The following is a 20,503-nucleotide window of genomic DNA, read 5'->3' on the forward strand; positions in this document are numbered from 1 at the left end:
TCCTCGACTTACAACGGCTTGACGGTGAACAGGCCGTCGTCGTGGCCTTCTTCGGAGCCACCGTAAACCTGCTCGGCTACGGTGCGGATCTGGCTGCCGCGCGCGGCGAGGATCTGGTCCATGGCACCGGCAAACCAGCCGGTGAACATGTAGTCGACCTTGCGCCCGACCTTGCCGTAGACGTAGACGAATGCCGAGTGTTCGAGCTTGACGCTGGCGGTGCCTTTGTCGAGGTCGATGTCCTGGATCTTGAACAGGCCCCAGCCGCGCTGCGACAGGCGCTTCATGTAGTGCTCGAACACCGCGACGCCTTCCAGGCCGTGGCACTCGGCTTCTTTTTCACACCAGTGCCAGGCGGACTTGTAGCCAGCCTTGTAGAGGATTTCGGCATAGGCGTCAGCGCCCAGCACTTCCTCGATGCCCATGTGGTTGTTGACGAAGAAATGGCGCGGCACGTACAGCATCGGCAGGGCGTCGGAGGTCCAGACACCGGTCTCGCTGTCGACTTCGATTGGCAATTGCGGGGCGATCTTGGCCATGGAAACTTAACTCCAGAAAAATTTTGGTGTTGCCCCCGGCGCGGACGGCCGGGGGAAAGTATTCGGGAAGCGGCGGCTTATTCGCCCCAGACGTCTTTCAGGACGTTCACCCAGTTTTCGCCCATGATCTTGCGTACCACGCGCTCGGAGTGGCCGCGCTTGAGCAGGGTTTCGGTCAGGTTCGGGAACTCGCCGACGGTGCGGATGCCCAGCGGGTTGATGATCTTGCCGAAGTTGGTCAGACGGCGGGCGTAGCCCTTGTCGTGGGTCAGGTATTCGAAGAAGTCCTGGCCGTGACCCTGGGTGAAGTCGGTGCCGATGCCGATGGCGTCTTCGCCGACCAGGTTCATGGTGTATTCGATGGCTTCGGCGTAGTCGTCGATGGTCGAATCGATGCCCTTGGCCAGGAACGGCGCGAACATGGTCACGCCGACGAAACCGCCGTGGTCAGCAATAAACTTAAGCTCTTCATCGGATTTGTTGCGCGGGTGCTCTTTCAGCCCCGACGGCAGGCAGTGGGAATAGCAGACCGGTTTTTTCGATTCGAGGATGACTTCCTCGGAGGTCTTGGAGCCGACGTGGGACAGGTCGCACATGACACCGACACGGTTCATCTCGGCGACGATTTCGCGACCGAAACCCGACAGGCCGCCGTCACGTTCGTAGCAACCGGTGCCCACCAGATTCTGGGTGTTGTAGCACATCTGCACGATGCCGACGCCGAGCTGCTTGAACACCTCGACATAGCCGATCTGGTCTTCGAACGCGTGGGCGTTCTGGAAGCCGAAGAGGATGCCGGTCTTGCCCTGCTCCTTGGCCTTGCGGATGTCGGCGGTGGTGCGGACGGGGATCACCAGGTCGCTGTTTTCGCGAATCAGTTTCTGGCTGGCAGCGATGTTGTTGACCGTGGCCTGAAAGCCCTCCCACACCGACACAGTGCAGTTGGCCGCCGTCAGACCGCCCTTGCGCATGTCTTCGAACAGCTCGCGGTTCCATTTGGCAATGATCAGACCGTCGATAACGATGCTGTCGGCGTGTAATTCGGCTGGGCTCATCAGGCGTCCCCTTATTGGCGATTCATGCGCCGAATCGTCTGCCGGCGCTTTGGGGCCAGCATATGCCTCGGTGCGCGACCAGCCGGGTGCAAAAACGACAGGGGAATTGCCGAAAGCGTCAATCCGCGACAAAGGGTCGCCAACCGGTCCGACCGGCCACCTGTTCAAGCCCGCGAGCTTGAGCCAGAATCTGCCGCATCCCGGAAACACCACTGGATTAGAGCGGCGACATCAATGAAATCGATCTTCCTGGCCCTGGCCCTGATTGCGACCGGCGTACACGCCGCCGAAGAGTCCGACAACAACCCGTGCGACGCGGTGGAAAACGACATCCAGACCCTGGAATGCTCGGCCTACAGCCGCACCACCGCCGAAGACCTGCTCAAGGACAACTACGCCAGCCTCAACGAGCGCATGCAGACCGCCTACGGCAAGAACCCGGCACAACTGGCCGACATCACCGCCAAACTCAAGACCGCCCAGCAACAATGGCTCAAGACCCGCGACGCCGACTGCGCCGTCGAAGCCTTCCCGGCGACGGACGGCAGCAAGGCGTTCAAGATTGCGCAGAATGATTGCGTGGCGCGGATGAGTGACGAGCGGTCGGAGTTTTTGGAGTCGATTGGGCAGGAGTGAGTCGAAGATGGAAAGCATGATTCCCCACGAAGTCGTTAGCCGCATCGTTGACGGCGCCCTCCCGGTTCGCGCTTGGCGCGAACATCTCAACCTGACTCAGGAAGAAGTGGCGAAACGCATGGGTATTTCGCAGCCAGCCTTTGCCCAACAGGAAACCGTTGCAAAGCCGCGCAAGGCCACTCGCGAGAAGATTGCAGCGGCGTTTGGTATCACCGCCAACCAGCTTGAGCTGTAAGCTGCACCTCTTCAGCCAATCAAGGGATTCACATGAATATCTGCGGTATCGAAATCAAAGGCAGTGAAGCGATCATCGCCGTGGCGTCCCTCGATGGTTCGGGGCTGAGCCATGTGGCTCTGAGCATCAAGAAAATCGCCCTGGACGATGACGACGAGGCGGCCAACGTGAAGCTGTTCGCCGCTCAAGTGGCGTCGTTCGTGCGCGAGAACTCCATCGATCGCATCGCGATCAAGAAGCGCAGCAAGAAGGGCGAGTTTGCCGGTGGGCCGACCACGTTCAAGATCGAGGGTGTGTTTCAGTTGCTGGACGGTTGCGAGGTGACGCTGCTGTCGCCGCAGACGATCAATGCGCAGGCCAAGAAGCACAACTTTGAGCTGCCGGGCACGCTGAACAAGTATCAGCATGAAGCCTACAAGGCAGCGTGTTCGGCTTTGGTGAAGAAGTAACTAGCGCGCTTTACGTGCGCTCAGCCAGTCGCCGAAGGACTTGTCTTCCAGCGCATAACCACCACGGCTCGACTTCCACACCAGTTCCTTGTCGCGCAGGGCATCGATGCAGGCCTGAATGGTCTGGGTGCCCGGCACCACGTCGCTGCCCATGTTTTCCAGTGCCTTGCCGACTGCCATGAGTGTGCTGTCGGTGAAAGGGGCAAAAGGCTCGTTGTTCTGTGAGCGCTCCACCATCACTTCCAGCACGGCGCGTTGAGGGATGGTCAGAGCGTTCCAGGCGCTCTCGAACTCGGTCCACACGCCGGCGCGCAACAATTCGGCGCGGCTCTGCAGCAATTGGCCCAGATTGCTGGCCTCGCCCAGCTCCAATGCCACTTCACCAATGATGGTGCGCAACATCTCCGGGCGCCGCCCCACCAACTCGAAGGCGTCGTCGATATCGGCAGCGCTGAACTGGTTGGTCTCGGCCAGATGGGCGTTGAGGTGCGAGGTGTACGCCTGGGTGAACTCTTTTCCCAACAATGGAAAGGGCGTGATGCTCGAGCCGAAAAACGGTTGGCTCTTGCCCAGTACCAGGTGGGCGAGTTTGTCGCGATTGGAACCAGTGAACACCAGATGCAACCCGCTGCCCTCGCCTTCACGCCCCTGATTGAGCTGGTCCCGTGCGGCCTTCAGGGCAAACATTGCGTTAATGCCCGCTGCTGTGGTGAGTGCGTGCTGGGCCTCGTCGATCACCAGCACTACGGTTTTTTCGGCGGCGCTGTGGAGCAGTTCCAGCGCTTGCGTCAGGGTCGCGCCAGTCGGCAGTTGCGGCTTGGTGAAATCCCAGGACAAGGTGCGCAGAAAGCTGAGTTTTTCGATGCCGATATTCTTCGCCAGTTTGCGGATGCCCTTTTCAAAGGGAACCAAAGCACCTGCAATGGCACTGGCGATCAGGTCAGCAGGGTCTTTTTCCTTGTCGGCCCACAGGTCGACGTAAACCGTCAGCCAGCCTCGGGCCTGGCATTCCGGGATCAGGTCCTCGCGCAGAAAGGTGCTTTTGCCGGTGCGGCGCGGCGCTGCCAGAAAAAGACCGGAGGTGAAATCCTGCAGACCTGCACCCACCAGACCATCGGCAACGCTGCGGGCCAGAGCGGGGCGGCGGAAAACGAAGCCGTTGTTTCGGGACATGGTTTTACACTCAATTATTTCAAACGACTGTAATTTATACCTGAAAGTATAATTAACTATAATCGTCCGTCAAACGGCCTCCCGTCGCCGATCCTCCCGCGGACACCGTGCAAACTTCGCCCGGTAGCTGCGGGTGAAATACGACGGGGATTCAAACCCGCAGGCGATGCTGACTTCCAGCACGCTCATGTCGGTCTGGCGCAGCAGCTGTCGGGCCTTTTCCAGTCTCAAGCGCAGATAGAAATTGCTCGGCGTGTCGTTCAGGTGCAGGCGAAACAGGCGCTCCAGTTGCCGCCGCGTCACCTTGATCGATTCCGCCAGTTCCAAAGTGGTCAGCGGCGGTTCGCTGTGCTGTTCCATCTCGCCGATTACATGCACCAGTTTCTTGTTGCTGATGCCATAGCGCGTGGCGACTTCCATGCGCTGGTGGTCCTTGCGCGGACGAATCCGCCCCAATACAAACTGCTCGCTGACCTGGATCGCCAGTTGCGGGCCGTGGGCCTGGGCGATCAGGTCGAGCATCAGGTCGATGGACGCGGTGCCGCCGGCCGACGTGATGCGCCGACGGTCGATCTCGAACAGCTCCTGGGTGACGCTGAGCTGTGGATAAGATTCCTTGAAGGCGTCGATGGCCTCCCAGTGCAGAGTCAGGCGATGACCATCGAGCAGGCCCGCCTCGGCAAGGACGAAGCTGCCGGTGTCGATGGCGCCGAGGGTCACGCCTTCGTTGTCCAGCCGTCGCAGCCAGTGCTCCAGCGCCGGGGTGGCGAACTTCAGCGGTTCAAAACCGGCGACCACCAGCAGCGTCGCCCCTTTCTTCAGCGGCTCCAGCGCCGCATCGGCGTTGACCGACATCCCGTTGCTCGCCAGCACCGCCCCGCCATCGGCGCTCAACACGTGCCAGCGGTACAGCTCGCCGCGAAAGCGGTTGGCCACCCGCAGCGGTTCGATCGCAGAGATGAAACCGATGGCGGAAAAACCCGGCATCAACAGAAAGTAGAAATCCTGGGACATGGCGCGCACTCGGTCAGCGGGTAGCGTGCAACGTTGATACGCCAGTTGTCGGCGGCATTCAAGAGCACAGGTCGCTGCAGTGCAAGAGCTGGTCGCCGCAGTGCGTTTTTACAGGGGCATTGCTGCGTAATTTGAGCATCACCGGCGCACAGATGCCGGAACCCACAATAACGACCTGCCGAGGAACCCGACATGAAACGACTGATCAGCAGCTGTGTTCTTGCACTCAGCGGTACCGCGTTTTTAAGCGCCAGTGTCATGGCGGCCGATTCCGCATCGTGTCAGAACGTGCGCATGGGCGTGGTGAACTGGACCGACGTGATCGCCACCAGCGCCATGGCCCAGGTTCTGCTCGACGGCCTCGGCTACAGCACCAAACAGACCAGCGCCTCCCAGCAGATCGTCTTCGCCGGCATCCGCGACCAGCGTCTGGATCTGTTCCTCGGCTACTGGAACCCGTTGATGACCCAGACCATCACCCCGTTCGTCGAGGCCAACCAGGTCAAGGTGCTTGAAGCGCCGAGCCTCAAGGACGCCCGCGCCACCCTCGCCGTGCCGACCTATCTGGCGGACAAGGGCCTGAAAACCTTCGCCGACATCGCCAAGTTCGAGAAAGAGCTGGGCGGCAAGATCTACGGCATCGAGCCTGGCTCGGGCGCCAACACCCAGATCAAGGCGATGATCGCCAAGAACCAGTTCGGCCTCGGCAAGTTCCAGCTCGTGGAGTCGAGCGAGGCCGGCATGCTCGCCGCCGTCGATCGCGCCGTGCGCCGCAAGGAAGCCGTGGTGTTCTTCGGATGGGCGCCGCACCCGATGAACGTCAACGTGCAGATGACCTATCTGACCGCAGCGACGACGCCCTCGGCCCGAACGAAGGCATGGCCACCGTGTGGACCGTCACCGCGCCGAAATACGCCGAACAATGCCCGAACGTCAGCCGCCTGCTGAGCAACCTGACGTTCACCGCCGAAGACGAGAGCCGGATGATGCAGCCGCTGCTCGATCACAAGGACGCTTTCGAATCAGCCAGGCAGTGGCTCAAGGATCACCCGCAGGACAAACAGCGCTGGCTCGAAGGCGTTACCACTTTCGATGGCAAACCGGCGGCTGAAAACCTCCAGCTCACCAGCAAATAAACCGCAACGAATGAACCACTTCGCAGCCCGCCACGGGCTGCGAACAGACCCATCACGCCTGAAGGAAAACGCACCATGAATCACGACGTCATCATCACCTGCGCACTCACCGGTGCTGGCGACACGACCGCCAAAAGCCCACACGTGCCGGTCACCCCGAAACAGATCGCCGCTGCCGCAGTAGAAGCGGCCAAAGCCGGCGCCACGGTCGTGCACTGCCACGTCCGTGACCCGCAGACCGGCAAGTTCAGCCGTGACGTGGCGCTGTACCGCGAAGTCATGGAGCGCATCCGCGAAGCCGACGTCGACATCATCGTCAACCTCACCGCCGGCATGGGCGGTGACCTGGAAATCGGCCCCGGCGAGAACCCGATGGAGTTCGGCCCGAACACCGATCTGGTCGGCCCGCTGACCCGTCTGGCCCACGTCGAAGAACTGCTGCCGGAAATCTGCACCCTGGATTGCGGCACCCTGAACTTCGGCGACGGCGACACCATTTACGTCTCGACCCCGGCCCAACTGCGGGCTGGCGCCAAACGCATCACCGAGCTGGGCGTGAAGGCGGAGCTGGAGATTTTCGACACTGGCCACCTGTGGTTCGCCAAACAGATGATCAAGGAAGGTCTGCTCGACAACCCGCTGTTCCAGCTGTGCCTGGGCATCCCGTGGGGCGCGCCGGCCGACACCACCACCATGAAAGCCATGGTCGACAACCTGCCCGCCGACGCGGTGTGGGCCGGGTTCGGCATCGGCCGGATGCAGATGCCGATGGCGGCGCAAGCGGTACTGCTCGGCGGCAACGTGCGGGTCGGCCTGGAAGACAACCTGTGGCTGGACAAAGGCGTGCTGGCGACCAACGGCCAACTGGTCGAACGTGCCAGCGAGATCCTCAGCCGCCTCGGCGCACGTGTGCTGACCCCGGCTGAAGGTCGCAAGAAGATGGGCCTGACCCAGCGCGGCTGATTCGAATTCACCTCTGACCCTGTGGGAGCAGGCTTGCTCGCGAAGAGGCTGGTACATCCGAAGCATCTTCATCAGCAGTGCCGCCGCATTCGCGAGCAAGCCCGCTCCCACAGGGAATCACCGAATTTTCCTAGGAAATCACCATGAGCTTTATCACCGAAATCAAAACCTTCGCAGCACTGGGCAGCGGCGTCATCGGCAGCGGCTGGGTCGCCCGCGCCCTCGCCCACGGCCTCGACGTGGTGGCCTGGGACCCGGCGCCGGGTGCCGAAGCGGCGCTGCGCAAACGCGTGGCCAATGCCTGGGGCGCGCTAGAGAAAAACGGTCTGGCGCCGGGCGCTTCGCAGGATCGCCTGCGCTTTGTGGCGACCATTGAAGAGTGCGTGCGCGATGCGGACTTCATCCAGGAAAGCGCCCCGGAACGCCTCGAACTGAAACTGGATCTGCACAGCAAAATCAGCGCGGTGGCCAAGCCGAATGCGTTGATCGGTTCCAGCACTTCCGGCCTGTTGCCAAGCGAGTTCTACGAGAGCTCGATCCACCCGGAACGCTGCGTGGTCGGTCACCCGTTCAACCCGGTTTACCTGCTGCCGCTGGTGGAAGTCGTCGGTGGCAAAAACACCGCGCCGGAAGCCGTGCAGGCCGCGATGAAAGTCTACGAATCCCTCGGCATGCGCCCGCTGCATGTGCGCAAGGAAGTCCCGGGCTTCATCGCCGACCGCCTGCTCGAAGCGCTGTGGCGCGAGGCGCTGCATCTGGTCAACGACGGGGTGGCAACCACCGGTGAAATCGACGACGCGATCCGTTTTGGCGCGGGTCTGCGCTGGTCGTTCATGGGTACGTTTTTGACTTACACCCTGGCCGGGGGCGATGCCGGTATGCGCCACTTCATGTCGCAGTTCGGCCCGGCGTTGCAGTTGCCGTGGACATACCTGCCGGCGCCGGAGCTGACCGACAAGTTGATCGACGATGTGGTGGACGGCACCAGCGATCAACTGGGCCGGCACAGTATTTCGGCACTGGAGCGCTATCGTGATGATTGCCTGCTGGCGGTGCTTGAGGCGGTGAAGACCACCAAAGAGAAGCATGGGATGAGTTTCAGCGAGTAACCGATCGCTCCCACGTCGAGGCGTCGAACCGTCTGCGTGGGAATGCAGCCCGGGACGCTCTGCGTCCCAGAAGCGTGACGCAGAGCGTCACAGGAGGCGTTCCCACGCAGAGCGTGGGAACGATCGTATCTGGAGATAAACATGCCCACCCTCACCACCTACCAAACCCGCATCATCCCCGACTGGGTCGACTACAACGGCCACCTGCGCGACGCCTTTTATCTGCTGATCTTCAGCTACGCCACCGACGCCCTGATGGATCGCCTCGGCATGGACAGCAACAACCGCGAAGCCAGCGGTCACTCGCTGTTCACCCTCGAACTGCACCTCAATTACCTGCACGAAGTGAAGCTCGATGCCGAAGTCGAAGTGCGCACGCAGATCATCGGTCACGACCAGAAACGCCTGCACCTCTATCACAGCCTGCACCTGGCCGGCGGTGACAAGGAGCTGGCCGGCAACGAACAGATGCTGCTGCACGTCGACCTCGCCGGGCCGCGTTCCGCGCCGTTTACCCCGGACACCCTGGGCCGTCTGCAAGCCATCTTCGCCGAGCAGGCCGACCTGCCCGCCCCGGCTTACATCGGCCGGATCATCGCCCTGCCCCCAGCCCGGTAAACTCATCCATCGCAAGGAGCCACCATGCAAACCGCCGCCGCAGTTGCCGATTTCCGTACTTATCCGTTGATCAGCGCGCTGAACGGCGTGCAGACCCTGGCGGATCGCGTCCTGATCGAATGGGCTGACGGGCGCGTCAGCCCGTTCCACCACGTGTGGCTGCGGGACAATTGCCCGTGTCCGCACTGCGTCTACAGCGTCACCCGCGAGCAGGTGTTCGAGATCATCGATGCGGCTCCCGACCTGACGCCATCCGCGCTGCACATCGACACCGATGGCTGCCTGCGTATCGACTGGCAGGACGGCCACCTCAGCCGCTTTGATGCCGGCTGGTTGCGCGCCCACGCCTACGATGATGAATCGCGCACCGAACGCCTCGCCTCCAGGCCGAAACCCTTCCTGTGGCGCAGTGATTTGCAGTTGCCGGTGTTCGACTATGCGGCGCTGATGAACGACAACGCCGCACTGCTGCAATGGTTGCTGGCGGTACGCGACATCGGCCTGACCCAGGTGCGCGGCGTACGCACCGAACCCGGTTCGCTGAAGCTGATCGCCCAGCGTATTTCGTTCATCCGCGAGAGCAATTTCGGCGTGCTGTTCAACGTGCAGTCCAAGGCCGACGCCGACAGTAATGCCTACACCGCTTTCAACCTGCCATTGCACACCGACCTGCCGACCCGCGAGCTGCAACCGGGCCTGCAGTTTCTGCATTGCCTGGTGAACGACGCCGAGGGTGGCGAGAGCATTTTCGTCGACGGTTTTGCGATTGCCGAAGCGTTGCGCCAGGAAGACCCCGCGTCGTTTCAGGCGCTGTGCGAGATCCCGGTGGAGTTTCGCAACAAGGACCGCCACAGCGACTATCGCTGCCTCGCACCGATCATCGCCCTGGATGCGTTGGGCCGGGTCGCGGAAATCCGCATGGCCAACTTCCTGCGCGGCGCGTTCGACACGTCCGTGGAGCAGATGCCCCTGCTGTATCGCGCTTATCGGCGCTTCATCGCCATGACCCGCGAGCCACGCTTTCGGGTAATGCAGCGGCTCAATCCGGGCGAGTTGTGGTGCTTCGACAACCGCCGCGCTTTGCACGCGCGCAATGCGTTCGACCCGACCACCGGGGCCCGGCATTTTCAGGGCTGCTACATCGATCGGGATGAGTTGCTGTCGCGGATTCTGGTGTTGCAACGCTAGACCGCGTCAGCCTTATTCGCGAGCAAGCCCGCTCCCACATTTCACCGCGTTCCCATGAATGAGCGCGGTCACCTGTGGGAGCGGGCTTGCTCCGGGCGGCGTTCCGACGAAAGCGTCAGATCCGGCAACACACCTCTCCCGGATTCGCAGGCAAAAAAATCCCCGATACAAGCCGTGACAGGATCGGGGCGAGGGTACTGTTGAGGAGCTGCCGTGGCGAGGGTGACCAAACCTTCGTGAAGCGAGCTGAGGCCAGTGTGCCCACTCCCCTTGACGGCGAGTTAGCCGAAAACGACCTGTTCATAGCCGTCGCGGCCACTGCGACAAATCGCCCTTGCCGTGCCTGGGCAGGCCTACCAGAATCGAGCCACGACCTCCGTTGCCGAAGAAGGATTCGCGTCATGATGTATGCCGATTTGATCGATCAGGAAGACCTGTTGGGCCAACTCAAGTCGTTGGGTTTTCAAGTGCCGAGCGGTTCAACTGCCGAGCAGGCCTGTGAGTATGCGGTGCGCGGTCTGGATAACGTTCGCGCCTTTGAACTGCGCAAGATGGTCAAGGACATGTACACCAGCGGCGCCAGCATCCAGCCTGCAGTGCGTCAGGCCATCGACAAACAATTGTTGCCGGCATTGGCGCAATACCAGCAAACCCATAGCGCCTGAAAAATTCATTCGCGAGCAGGCTCGCTCCCACATTGGAATGCATTCCTGTGTGGGAGCGAGCCTGCTCGCGAAAAACGATGACCCGGTCTACAGCCTTACACTGGCGAATGTGGATTCGTTGCGTGCCTGGCTCAGCGCCGACATTGGCCCGGACAGCGGCGACATCACAATGGCCTGCGGCAGCGGCATCATCGCCACCTGCTGGGTGGTGTTGGAGCCGACGCGCTCGTCACGCGGCGGAATGCCGAAGTACTCGCGATAGCACTTGGAGAAGTGCGGCGTCGACACAAACCCGCAGACCGACGCCACTTCGATGATCGACATCGGCGTCTGCTTGAGCAGTTGCCGCGCGCGGATCAGGCGCAGCTTGAGGTAGTAGCGCGACGGCGAGCAGTGCAGGTATTTCTGGAACAGGCGCTCGAGCTGGCGACGGGACACGGCGACGTACACCGCCAGTTCGTCGAGGTCGATCGGCTCTTCCAGGTTGGCTTCCATCAGCGCAACGATTTCCTGCAGTTTCGGCTGGTTGGTGCCGAGCATGTGCTTGAGCGGCACACGCTGGTGATCCTGCTCGTTGCGGATGCGCTCGTAGACGAACATCTCGGAGATCGCGGCTGACAGTTCACGACCGTGATCGCGGCTGATCAGGTGCAGCATCATGTCCAGCGGCGCGGTGCCGCCGGAGCTGGTGAAACGGTTGCGGTCGAGGGTGAACAGACGGGTGCTCATCGCAACGCGCGGGAAAGCTTCCTGCATCGCCGCCAGACATTCCCAGTGCACGCTGCAATCGAAACCGTCGAGCAGGCCGGCGCAAGCCAGGGCCCAACTGCCGGTGCACACGGCACCGAGGCGGCGGGACTGGCGCGCCTGGCTTTGCAGCCACGACACGTGTTCACGGGTAACGGTGCGTTGAATGCCGATCCCGCCGCACACGATGACGGTGTCGAGGGCCGGGGCTTTGTGCATGGAAGCGTCGGGGGTGATCTGCAGACCGTCACTGGCCCAGACCTGGCCGCCGTCGACGGTGAGGGTGGTCCAGCGATACAGCTCGCGACCGGACAACTGGTTGGCCATGCGCAGCGGTTCGACTGCGGAAGCCAGGGAAATCAGCGTGAAATTGTCCAGCAGCAGAAAGCCGATGGATTGAGGCGCACGGTTCTGGGGTTGAGCCCCGGAGTTGAACGACGTCATCGCGGTATCTCCTCACACAAAGCGGGTGATGGCCTCAGGCGGAGGCTCTTGTTATTGCCATCGTTCTCTTGCGTGAGACGGGCTTTGTTATGACAGAGCAATTGCCATGCCTAAAATTGAATGGCTGTTCAATAACTCCTGAAAACGACGTCGCGACGCGTCTATACAAGCGCTCCGCCGGAGGGTAATTCGAAGTGCCATCAGCGGCCGCGGAAGCCCTGCCCCGGAGCGTGTGAGCAAATCGGTAGCACTTGTGGGAACTGGCCTGCGCGCGATTGTCCTACAGTGTCACCGCAGGCACGGGTGACGGACGGTAGCGCCTGCGAATCAGGCGCTGGAGGCAGGAAAGACTCTTATCCGATAGCGACGCGCCAAAAGGTGGCGCGTTTGATATCCGGTGCTCACTTGGTGCGCAGTTTTGACTGGTCCGGCCTCATCGCTGGCAAGCCAGCTCCCACAATTGAGCGGGTTCCTCTGCCGGAATGCGATCGAATGTGGGAGCGGGCTTGCTCGCGAAGGCCACACCTCGGATTTACTGACTCAACATTCAACCGCGCTGACCGCCAACCCGCCTCGCGAAGTCTCTTTATATTTGTCATGCATATCCGCGCCAGTATCGCGCATGGTCCGGATCACCCGGTCCAGCGAGATGAAGTGCTGACCGTCCCCGCGCAAGGCCATCTGCGCGGCATTGATCGCCTTCACCGCCGCAATCGCATTGCGCTCGATGCACGGCACTTGCACCAGGCCGCCCACCGGATCGCAGGTCAGACCCAGGTTGTGTTCCAGTCCGATTTCCGCCGCGTTGCACAATTGCTCCGGACTTGCGCCGAGAATTTCCGCCAGCCCTGCCGCCGCCATCGCACAGGCCGATCCAACCTCTCCCTGGCAACCCACTTCAGCACCGGAGATCGAGGCGTTCTTCTTGCACAGAATCCCCACCGCCGCCGCCCCGAGGAAGTAGTCGACCACGTTGGCGTCGGTCACCGCCTCGCTGAATTTCATGAAGTAGTGCAACACCGCCGGAATGATCCCCGCCGCGCCGTTGGTGGGTGCCGTGACCATGCGCCCGCCGGCGGCGTTTTCCTCGTTCACCGCCAGGGCGAACAGGTTGACCCACTCCATCGCGCTGAGGGTCGAGCCGATCACGTTGGGCTTGTTCAGTTCCTGAAGGCTGCGGTGCAACTTCGCCGCGCGGCGGCGCACGTTGAGGCCGCCCGGCAGGATGCCTTCGTGCTTGAGGCCCTGCTCGACGCAATCCTGCATCGCCCGCCAGAGCTTCATCAGGCCGGCGCGGATTTCTTCTTCGCTGCGCCAGACCTTCTCGTTGGCCATCATCAATTCGGCCACGCGCAGGTTATGGGTCTTGCACAGCTCCAGCAGCTCCACCGCGCTGGAAAAGTCGTAAGGCAACTCGGTGCGATCCAGATCCACCACGCCGCTGGAGGCCTGCGCCTCGTCCACCACAAAACCGCCGCCGACCGAATAGTAGGTGTCGCGATGCAACTCGCCGTGATCGCCTTCGGCAACCAGGGTCATGGCGTTGGGATGGAACGGCAGGTTCTCGTCGATCAGGCGCATGTCCCGGCCCCATATAAAGGGCACCGACAAACGACCGTCGAGCAACAGCGTATGGGTTTCACGCAAGGCCTGGATCCGCGGGCCGATCTGCGACGGGTCGATCGCGTCCGGCCACTCGCCCATCAGGCCCATGATCACCGCGTTGTCGCTGCCGTGACCGACACCGGTGGCCGACAGCGAACCGAACAGCTGCACCTCGATGCGACGCACCTGCTCCAGCAAATGTTTGTCGCGCAATGACTCGACGAACAGGGCGGCGGCGCGCATGGGCCCGACGGTGTGGGAACTGGAAGGGCCAATGCCGATTTTGAACAGGTCGAAAACGCTGATAGCCATTGCTGCAGAGCTCCTGAAAGTGCCGGTCCGGGGCGTGAAGCGCCCGCTGGCGGAGCTGCTACGCTCAAGCTGCGATCCGCCGGAATGCCCGCATCATCGGGCTTTTCCCCGGTCGCTCGGCGTCTGACACCGACGCACTCATGCCCACTAACGCCGTGCCGGTTTCAGCCCGTGTTTTCGCCGTTTTTATGCGGTTCAGATGGCCAGAAAGGGCAGAAAAAAGCTGTAAACGACGTCACTGACACTGGATGCGACCATCCCTGTACTGGATACGACGCACCCTGTAGGCGTCAGATTTTCACTGGTACATGATCGTATCGACTCGATTGCAAGGCGCTGCGGTAGAGCTGTCTCCAGAACGCCATCCAACCGCAACCCATAAGTGCGGTGGTCCAATCGGAACACTGCCAAAAAAAACACCAAGGAGTCCATTCATGAAAGGTTCCCCGTCGTTGTTGTTGGCCGCCATGCTGAGTCTGCCGTTACTGGCTCAAGCCGCAGAACCGGCGCAGTGCAGTACCGTGAACTTCTCCGATGTCGGCTGGACCGACATCACCGCAACCACCGCCACCACCTCCGTCGTGCTTCAGGCCCTCGGCTACAAGACCAAGACCACCATGATCTCCGTACCCGTGACCTACAAGTCGCTGGCCGACGGCAAGAACATGGACGTGTTCCTCGGCAACTGGATGCCGACCATGGAAAACGACATCAAGGCCTACCGCGACGCCGGCACCGTGGAAACCGTGCGCACCAACCTCAAGGGCGCCAAGTACACCCTCGCCGTTCCCCAGGCTTTGTATGACAAGGGCCTGCACGACTTCGCCGACATCGCCAAATTCAAGAAGGAACTCGACGGCAAGATCTACGGGATCGAGCCGGGCAACGACGGCAACCGTCTGATCCAGAGCATGATCGACAAGAACGCCTTCGGCCTGAAAGACGCCGGCTTCAAGGTCGTCGAATCCAGCGAGGCGGGCATGCTGTCGCAGGTCGACCGCGCACAGAAACGCGACACCGCCGTGGTGTTCCTCGGCTGGGCGCCGCACCCGATGAACAAGCGCTTCAAGATTCAGTACCTGACCGGCGGCGATGACTTCTTCGGCCCGGATTTCGGCGCCGCCACCGTGGCGACCAACACCCGCAAGGGCTACGCCGAGGAATGCAGCAACGTTGGCCAACTGCTGAAAAACCTGGAGTTCACCGTCGACATGGAAAGCGAACTGATGGGCAACATCCTGGACGACAAGATGAAGCCTGACGCGGCCGCCAAGGCCTGGCTGAAAAAGAATCCACAGGTGCTCGATACCTGGCTCGCTGGCGTGACCACCATTGACGGTAAACCTGGCCTGGAGGCCGTGAAAGCCAAGATTGCCCAGTAATCGCTTATGCCGGACGGCTCACGCCGTCCGGGCTGTTTATTTCCTTGCATGCGGACGTTCACTACCATGCTGATTGATCAGAAAATCCCTTTAGGCCAGTACATCGCGGGCTTCGTTGAATGGTTGACGCAACACGGCGCCAACACCTTCGACGCAATCGCCGTGACACTGGAAACGATGATCCACGGCGTGACGTTTGCGCTGACCTGGTTCAACCCGCTGGTGCTGATCGGCCTCATCGCCCTGCTGGCCCACTTCATTCAACGCAAATGGGGCCTGACCGCGTTCGTGGTCGCCTCCTTCCTGCTGATCCTCAACCTGGGGTACTGGCAGGAAACCATGGAAACCCTCGCCCAGGTCATGTTCGCGACCCTGGTCTGCGTGGTCATCGGCGTGCCGCTGGGCATCGTCGCCGCGCACAAACCGATGTTCTACACTTTGATGAGGCCGGTACTCGATCTGATGCAGACCGTACCGACCTTCGTTTACCTCATTCCTACCCTGACCCTCTTCGGGCTGGGCGTGGTGCCGGGCCTGATCTCGACGGTGGTGTTCGCCATCGCCGCGCCGATCCGCCTGACCTACCTGGGCATCCGCGATGTCCCGCAAGAACTGATGGACGCCGGCAAGGCCTTCGGCTGCTCGCGTCGCCAACTGCTTTCACGGATCGAACTGCCTCACGCCATGCCGAGCATCGCGGCCGGCATCACCCAGTGCATCATGCTGTCGCTGTCGATGGTGGTGATCGCGGCACTGGTGGGCGCCGACGGACTCGGCAAACCGGTGGTCAACGCACTGAACACTGCTGATATCGCCCTGGGCTTCGAAGCGGGCCTGGCGATCGTACTGCTGGCGATCATGCTCGACCGTATCTGCAAACAACCCGACGCCAAAGTAGGGGGTGACGCATGAGCATAATTCGCTTCGATAACGTTGACGTGATCTTCACCAAGGATCCGCGCGAAGCACTGAAACTTCTCGATCAGGGCCTGACCCGCAGTGAGATCCTGAAAAAGACCGGGCAGATCGTCGGCGTTGAAAAGGCCAGCCTGGACATCAACAAAGGCGAGATCTGCGTGCTGATGGGCCTGTCCGGTTCCGGCAAGTCGAGCCTGTTGCGCTGCATCAACGGCCTCAACACCGTGAGCCGCGGCAAGCTGTTCGTCGAACACGAGGGCAAGCAGATCGACATCGCCTCCTGCACCCCGGCCGAGCTGAAAATGATGCGCACCAAACGCATCGCCATGGTGTTCCAGAAATTCGCCCTGATGCCCTGGCTGACGGTGCGCGAGAACATCAGTTTCGGTCTGGAAATGCAGGGCCGCCCGGAGAAGGAACGGCGCAAACTGGTCGATGACAAACTCGAACTGGTGGGCCTGACCCAATGGCGCAACAAGAAGCCCGACGAGCTGTCCGGCGGCATGCAGCAGCGTGTCGGCCTGGCCCGCGCGCTGGCGATGGACGCCGACATTCTGCTAATGGACGAGCCGTTCTCGGCCCTCGACCCGTTGATCCGTCAGGGCCTGCAGGATGAACTGCTGGAACTGCAACGCAAGCTGAGCAAGACCATCGTATTCGTGAGCCACGATCTCGACGAAGCGCTGAAACTCGGTAGCCGCATCGCGATCATGAAGGACGGCCGGATCATCCAGTACAGCGTGCCGGAAGAGATCGTGCTCAATCCTGCGGACGATTACGTGCGCACCTTCGTCGCCCACACCAACCCGCTGAACGTGCTGTGCGGTCGCAGCCTGATGCGCACCCTGGACAACTGCAAACGCATCAACGGTTCGGTATGCCTGGATCCGGGCGGCGATTCGTGGCTGGATCTGGCCGAAGGCAACACCATCAAGGGAGCGCGGCAGAACGGTTCGGTGCTGAACCTGCAGAACTGGGCACCGGGGCAAGCCGTGGAAGGCCTGGAGCGCAAGCCGACGCTGGTGGACTCGAACATCGGCATGCGCGACGCCTTGCAGATCCGTTACCAGACCGGCAACAAACTGGTGCTGCACGACAACAACCATGTGGTGGGGATTCTTGGGGACAGCGAGCTGTATCACGCGCTGCTCGGCAAGAACCTGGGATAAAGAGAGCAGACACAAAAACGCCGCGAGAGGATCGCGGCGTTTTTGTTTTCATCAATCCCACGCATCGCGTGGGATTGATCACTTCACAACTCAGCTATAAACCCGGCCAAGGAGCTGCCGATGGCTTTCAAACTGATCGAGCACATCGCGTGTGATCTGATCCTGTGTGAAGCCCATCAGGTCGTAGTCCTGGCTGCCGTTGTGCAGGTACACCTCGGCGCGGTAGAAACGCTGGCGCGCTTCATCGGACTGAACCGACTCGCTCGGGGTGGCCAGGTAGCCGTCCAGGCTCACTTCGTAGACAAAAGGGTTGCCCTCTTCCATCTCGACCCGCACGCCCATGCAGCGCTTGGACTTGCCCAGCAGCGTCTGCACTTCCAGACCCTGTGCACGCATTTGCGCCGCGGCATCTTCCAGCGCCGGGCTGACGTGTTTGTCCATGAAGCGCTGCACCACCGACTGACTCGGTTGCAGGTCCAGCTGGGTCAGGCGCTCGCTGAAACCACGACGACCGCGTTCAGCCAGTTGCGCCTGCTCCTGTTCGATCTGCATGTCCTGGCGCATCGCCTTGTGCAGGCCGAACATGAAGCACACCAGCACCACCGAGAACGGCAGACCGGCCAGCACCACCATGGTCTGCATGGCTTCGAAGTTACCGGCGAACAGCAGGCCGATGGTCACCAGGGTGATCACGACCGACCAGAAGATTCGCAGCCAGTGCGGAGCGTCTTCGTCGACGTTGCCGCCCTTGCAGGACAGGTTCGCCATCATCACCGCGCCGGAGTCCGCCGGGGTCAGGAACAGCACGAAACCAACGAAGATCGACACGCCGATCACGACTTTCGACGCCGGGTAGTGTTCCAGCAACTGATAGATCGCCATGGACGGCTGTTCCAGCGCCGTCTTGCCGAGTTCCACCGCGCCCTGGTTCATTACCAGATCCAGCGCCGAGTTACCGAAAATCGACAGCCACGCCAGGGTGAAACCCAGCGGAATCAGCAGCACGCCCGCCACCAGCTCACGCACGGTACGACCACGGGAAATACGCGCGATGAACATGCCGACAAATGGGGCCCAGGAAATCCACCAGGCCCAGTAGAACAGCGTCCACAGACCCAGCCAGCGGTCGGACTTCTCGCTGTCGCCTTCATAGACGTACAGGTCGAAAGTCTTCAGTACCACGCCGTTAAGGTAGTCCCCGATGTTCTGCACGAAGCCGTTGAGCAAGTGCAGGGTCGGGCCGAACAGCAGGACGAAAATCAGCAGGCCGCTGAACAGGATGATGTTGAGGTTGGACAGACGACGGATGCCGTTTTCTACACCGGACACGGCGGCGATGGTGGCCACGGTGCTCATCACGATGATCACGATCAGCAGGTTGGTGTTGCTGTGTTCCATGCCGAACAGGTTTTCCAGACCCGAAGACACTTGCAGCGAGCCGATCCCCAGGTTGGTCACCAGACCCAGCAGGGTCACGAACATGCCGAAACCGTCTACCGCATGACCGGCAGCGCCCTTGACCCAACGCTCGCCCACCAGCGGGTACAGTGCCGAACGCAGGGCCAGCGGCTGGTTATGACGGTAAGCGAAATAGGCCACGGCCAGACCGACCAGTGCGTAGATCGCCCAGCCGTGCAGGCCCCAGTGCAGGAAAGTCAGCTGAACAGCCTGACGTGCCGCCATGTTGGTAGCGGACGCGCCTTCCGGCGGATTGAAGTAGTGATCCAGCGGCTCGGAGGCGCCAAAGTACAACAGCGAAATACCGATACCCGACGAGAACAGCATCCCCGCCCAGGCGCCGTAACTGAAATCCGGGGTGTCGTCCTTGCTGCCCAGTTTGAGTTTGCCGTACGAGGAAAACGCCAGGCCCACCACAAATACCAGGTAAGCGGCGATCACCACCATGTAGTACCAGCCGAAGCTGCGGGACAACCAGGCCTGAGCCACTCCCAGCATTCTGCCGGCCTCTTGCGGGGCGATGATCAGAATGGCGGTCAACAACAGAATCAGCGCGGTAGAGGTGTAAAACACCCAACCGTTGACCGTCACCTTCTCGGGCGGGGTCTTTATAAGCGAGGCAGAACTCATGGCACAAATGCTCCAGGCAGTGCGAGAGAAGAACACAAGGCAACACGGAACCCGACCAATCGGTTAGTTGGCAGCCGACCGGCGGGTGATATAAAGACACCCCGAAAAAAGCCCGAACCTGCAGAGATGGCACCGCGAATCGCCGTCGTGGCCGAGGCATGGACGTTCATCCGAAACCTGGCCTTGAGCGTCTTGCCCATTCAACACGTCCATCGAACGTCGAACCGCGCCTTGCCCCGCGCAGGTTTCGAGCCTTTTCGGATGTCGGTTTTATCGCCACTTACACGTAAGAAAATTCTGTAGGCAGCGACGATTTGTCGCAGATCTTATTCTTTGTTGATTGAACGTTCAATCAAAACAAAATAGACTGGCCCTCAATCCGATAGGCGTCATTCGCCCGTCGGAAGGCCTAAGGAGATGTGCAAGATGCCCAAGGTCGGTATGCAACCCATCCGCCGCCAACAACTGATCGAAGCCACTTTGCAGGCGGTTGATCAGGTCGGAATGGGGGACGCCAGCATTGCGCTGATCGCCCGTTTGGCCGGTGTCTCGAATGGCATCATCAGTCATTACTTTCAGGACAAGAACGGCCTGATTGCCGCCACGATGCGGTATCTGATGAGCGTCCTCAGCGAGAACGTCACCGCGCGCCGTCAGGCGCTGGCAGACAGCAGCCCCCGGGCGCATCTGCAGGTGATCATCGAAGGCAACTTCGACGCCAGCCAGGTCAATGGCCCGGCAATGAAAACCTGGCTGGCCTTCTGGGCCACCAGCATGCACCAGCCGTCTTTGCACAGGTTGCAGCGGATCAACGATCACCGTCTGTATTCCAACCTGTGCTGCGAGTTCCGCCGTGTGTTGCCGCTCGAAGATGCGCGCACCGCCGCCCGTGGACTGGCAGCTCTGATCGACGGCTTGTGGTTGCGCGGCGCGCTGTCGGGAGACGCTTTCGACACTGCGCAGGCGCAACAGATCGCTTACGAATACATGGATTTCCAATTGGCCAAGCAGGTGAGCTAGAGCACAGAGAAAACGCTCGGCCCCTGAACTGTCACCGA

18 protein-coding genes and 2 pseudogenes are annotated in these 20,503 nt (G+C 61.2%); 13 read left to right on the top strand and 7 right to left on the bottom strand.

The genetic code is table 11. The annotated features are described in order from the left end of the window. Nucleotides 1–8 precede the first annotated feature (8 nt). Complete coding sequence (locus tag K3819_RS26875) at nt 9–539, bottom strand: DUF5943 domain-containing protein (RefSeq protein WP_011336290.1); 531 nt, start codon at nt 537–539, stop codon at nt 9–11. A 77-nt stretch (nt 540–616) separates the two neighbouring features. Next, nucleotides 617–1,594: a dipeptidase gene (locus tag K3819_RS26880; RefSeq protein ID WP_039768004.1), complete on the bottom strand. Its 978-nt coding sequence runs from the start codon at nt 1,592–1,594 to the stop codon at nt 617–619. Nucleotides 1,595–1,828: 234 nt separating this feature from the next. Here K3819_RS26880 and K3819_RS26885 point away from each other — a divergent pair, with 234 nt between their 5' ends. The 3 genes and pseudogenes from K3819_RS26885 to K3819_RS26895 all read left to right on the top strand — a co-directional run bounded on the left by K3819_RS26885 (nt 1,829) and on the right by K3819_RS26895 (nt 2,914). Then, on the top strand, nt 1,829–2,230 hold the full coding sequence (locus K3819_RS26885; protein WP_064599962.1) for a lysozyme inhibitor LprI family protein: 402 nt from the start codon (nt 1,829–1,831) through the stop codon (nt 2,228–2,230). A gap of 16 nt (nt 2,231–2,246) precedes the next feature. Continuing rightward, a pseudogene (locus tag K3819_RS26890) lies at nt 2,247–2,465 on the top strand (helix-turn-helix domain-containing protein); the annotation flags it as partial. A 32-nt stretch (nt 2,466–2,497) separates the two neighbouring features. Further along, nucleotides 2,498–2,914: a DUF3010 family protein gene (locus K3819_RS26895; protein ID WP_085612989.1), complete on the top strand. Its 417-nt coding sequence runs from the start codon at nt 2,498–2,500 to the stop codon at nt 2,912–2,914. On the opposite strand, the gene K3819_RS26900 is transcribed toward K3819_RS26895, so the two are convergent. Continuing rightward, a complete protein-coding gene (locus tag K3819_RS26900; RefSeq protein WP_085612990.1) occupies nt 2,915–4,087 on the bottom strand; it encodes an AAA family ATPase in 1,173 nt (390 codons plus the stop codon). A gap of 69 nt (nt 4,088–4,156) precedes the next feature. Further along, complete coding sequence (locus K3819_RS26905; protein ID WP_011336294.1) at nt 4,157–5,101, bottom strand: GlxA family transcriptional regulator; 945 nt, start codon at nt 5,099–5,101, stop codon at nt 4,157–4,159. Nucleotides 5,102–5,293: 192 nt separating this feature from the next. Here K3819_RS26905 and choX point away from each other — a divergent pair. The 6 genes and pseudogenes from choX (at nt 5,294) to K3819_RS26935 (ending at nt 10,780) form a co-directional block, all read left to right on the top strand. Continuing rightward, nucleotides 5,294–6,237 (top strand): annotated as a pseudogene (choX, locus tag K3819_RS26910) (choline ABC transporter substrate-binding protein). Nucleotides 6,238–6,312: 75 nt separating this feature from the next. Next, entirely contained in the window at nt 6,313–7,200 is an 888-nt protein-coding gene (locus K3819_RS26915; RefSeq protein WP_011336296.1) for a 3-keto-5-aminohexanoate cleavage protein, read from the top strand. Nucleotides 7,201–7,343: 143 nt separating this feature from the next. Beyond that, nucleotides 7,344–8,309 (top strand): L-carnitine dehydrogenase, encoded by a 966-nt coding sequence (locus tag K3819_RS26920; protein ID WP_221398241.1) that lies wholly within the window; start codon nt 7,344–7,346, stop codon nt 8,307–8,309. A 141-nt stretch (nt 8,310–8,450) separates the two neighbouring features. Continuing rightward, on the top strand, nt 8,451–8,927 hold the full coding sequence (locus tag K3819_RS26925) for a thioesterase family protein (protein WP_221398242.1): 477 nt from the start codon (nt 8,451–8,453) through the stop codon (nt 8,925–8,927). Between the two features lie 24 nt (nt 8,928–8,951). Beyond that, complete coding sequence (locus K3819_RS26930) at nt 8,952–10,115, top strand: gamma-butyrobetaine dioxygenase (protein WP_221398243.1); 1,164 nt, start codon at nt 8,952–8,954, stop codon at nt 10,113–10,115. Nucleotides 10,116–10,516: 401 nt separating this feature from the next. Continuing rightward, nucleotides 10,517–10,780 carry a hypothetical protein gene (locus K3819_RS26935; RefSeq protein ID WP_039767996.1) on the top strand — a complete coding sequence of 88 codons (264 nt, stop codon included), beginning with the start codon at nt 10,517–10,519 and terminating at the stop codon, nt 10,778–10,780. 87 nt (nt 10,781–10,867) lie between these two features. On the opposite strand, the gene K3819_RS26940 is transcribed toward K3819_RS26935, so the two are convergent. Together K3819_RS26940 and K3819_RS26945 are read right to left on the bottom strand one after the other, a co-directional pair. Continuing rightward, nucleotides 10,868–11,971, bottom strand: coding sequence for a GlxA family transcriptional regulator (locus tag K3819_RS26940; protein WP_011336300.1), 1,104 nt, complete (start codon nt 11,969–11,971; stop codon nt 10,868–10,870). Between the two features lie 540 nt (nt 11,972–12,511). Further along, nucleotides 12,512–13,888 carry an L-serine ammonia-lyase gene (locus K3819_RS26945; protein ID WP_007959754.1) on the bottom strand — a complete coding sequence of 459 codons (1,377 nt, stop codon included), beginning with the start codon at nt 13,886–13,888 and terminating at the stop codon, nt 12,512–12,514. Between the two features lie 434 nt (nt 13,889–14,322). Here K3819_RS26945 and K3819_RS26950 point away from each other — a divergent pair, with 434 nt between their 5' ends. The 3 genes from K3819_RS26950 to choV all read left to right on the top strand — a co-directional run bounded on the left by K3819_RS26950 (nt 14,323) and on the right by choV (nt 17,357). Beyond that, nucleotides 14,323–15,270 (top strand): choline ABC transporter substrate-binding protein, encoded by a 948-nt coding sequence (locus tag K3819_RS26950; RefSeq protein ID WP_085746647.1) that lies wholly within the window; start codon nt 14,323–14,325, stop codon nt 15,268–15,270. 66 nt (nt 15,271–15,336) lie between these two features. After that, the gene (gene choW / locus K3819_RS26955; RefSeq protein ID WP_007959749.1) at nt 15,337–16,182 is read left to right on the top strand and encodes a choline ABC transporter permease subunit; all 846 of its coding nucleotides are present in this window, start codon (nt 15,337–15,339) and stop codon (nt 16,180–16,182) included. After that, nucleotides 16,179–17,357 carry a choline ABC transporter ATP-binding protein gene (gene choV, locus K3819_RS26960; protein ID WP_041063385.1) on the top strand — a complete coding sequence of 393 codons (1,179 nt, stop codon included), beginning with the start codon at nt 16,179–16,181 and terminating at the stop codon, nt 17,355–17,357. Before choW ends, choV begins: the two co-directional genes overlap by 4 nt. Nucleotides 17,358–17,447: 90 nt before the next feature. On the opposite strand, the gene K3819_RS26965 is transcribed toward choV, so the two are convergent. Continuing rightward, complete coding sequence (locus tag K3819_RS26965) at nt 17,448–19,388, bottom strand: BCCT family transporter (protein WP_223290698.1); 1,941 nt, start codon at nt 19,386–19,388, stop codon at nt 17,448–17,450. A 483-nt stretch (nt 19,389–19,871) separates the two neighbouring features. Between K3819_RS26965 and betI the strand changes: the two genes are divergently transcribed. Next, nucleotides 19,872–20,465 carry a transcriptional regulator BetI gene (gene betI, locus K3819_RS26970; protein ID WP_011336305.1) on the top strand — a complete coding sequence of 198 codons (594 nt, stop codon included), beginning with the start codon at nt 19,872–19,874 and terminating at the stop codon, nt 20,463–20,465. The last annotated feature ends 38 nt before the right edge of the window (nt 20,466–20,503 follow it).

The organism is Pseudomonas sp. 3-2 (genome assembly GCF_019710535.1).
GTDB classification, from domain to species: domain Bacteria; phylum Pseudomonadota; class Gammaproteobacteria; order Pseudomonadales; family Pseudomonadaceae; genus Aquipseudomonas; species Aquipseudomonas pharyngis.

What these genes read in the sequence shown, in the direction of transcription:
- K3819_RS26925 (WP_221398242.1), top strand. Translation starts at nt 8,451, where the DNA reads ATGCCCACCCTCACCACCTACCAAACCCGCATCATCCCCGACTGGGTC.
- K3819_RS26915 (WP_011336296.1), top strand. Translation starts at nt 6,313, where the DNA reads ATGAATCACGACGTCATCATCACCTGCGCACTCACCGGTGCTGGCGAC.
- K3819_RS26905 (WP_011336294.1), bottom strand. Translation starts at nt 5,101, where the DNA reads ATGTCCCAGGATTTCTACTTTCTGTTGATGCCGGGTTTTTCCGCCATC.
- K3819_RS26875 (WP_011336290.1), bottom strand. Translation starts at nt 539, where the DNA reads ATGGCCAAGATCGCCCCGCAATTGCCAATCGAAGTCGACAGCGAGACC.
- K3819_RS26935 (WP_039767996.1), top strand. Translation starts at nt 10,517, where the DNA reads ATGATGTATGCCGATTTGATCGATCAGGAAGACCTGTTGGGCCAACTC.
- K3819_RS26895 (WP_085612989.1), top strand. Translation starts at nt 2,498, where the DNA reads ATGAATATCTGCGGTATCGAAATCAAAGGCAGTGAAGCGATCATCGCC.
- K3819_RS26945 (WP_007959754.1), bottom strand. Translation starts at nt 13,888, where the DNA reads ATGGCTATCAGCGTTTTCGACCTGTTCAAAATCGGCATTGGCCCTTCC.
- K3819_RS26880 (WP_039768004.1), bottom strand. Translation starts at nt 1,594, where the DNA reads ATGAGCCCAGCCGAATTACACGCCGACAGCATCGTTATCGACGGTCTG.
- K3819_RS26930 (WP_221398243.1), top strand. Translation starts at nt 8,952, where the DNA reads ATGCAAACCGCCGCCGCAGTTGCCGATTTCCGTACTTATCCGTTGATC.
- betI (WP_011336305.1), top strand. Translation starts at nt 19,872, where the DNA reads ATGCCCAAGGTCGGTATGCAACCCATCCGCCGCCAACAACTGATCGAA.
- choV (WP_041063385.1), top strand. Translation starts at nt 16,179, where the DNA reads ATGAGCATAATTCGCTTCGATAACGTTGACGTGATCTTCACCAAGGAT.
- K3819_RS26900 (WP_085612990.1), bottom strand. Translation starts at nt 4,087, where the DNA reads ATGTCCCGAAACAACGGCTTCGTTTTCCGCCGCCCCGCTCTGGCCCGC.
- K3819_RS26920 (WP_221398241.1), top strand. Translation starts at nt 7,344, where the DNA reads ATGAGCTTTATCACCGAAATCAAAACCTTCGCAGCACTGGGCAGCGGC.
- K3819_RS26950 (WP_085746647.1), top strand. Translation starts at nt 14,323, where the DNA reads ATGAAAGGTTCCCCGTCGTTGTTGTTGGCCGCCATGCTGAGTCTGCCG.
- choW (WP_007959749.1), top strand. Translation starts at nt 15,337, where the DNA reads ATGCTGATTGATCAGAAAATCCCTTTAGGCCAGTACATCGCGGGCTTC.
- K3819_RS26885 (WP_064599962.1), top strand. Translation starts at nt 1,829, where the DNA reads ATGAAATCGATCTTCCTGGCCCTGGCCCTGATTGCGACCGGCGTACAC.
- K3819_RS26940 (WP_011336300.1), bottom strand. Translation starts at nt 11,971, where the DNA reads ATGACGTCGTTCAACTCCGGGGCTCAACCCCAGAACCGTGCGCCTCAA.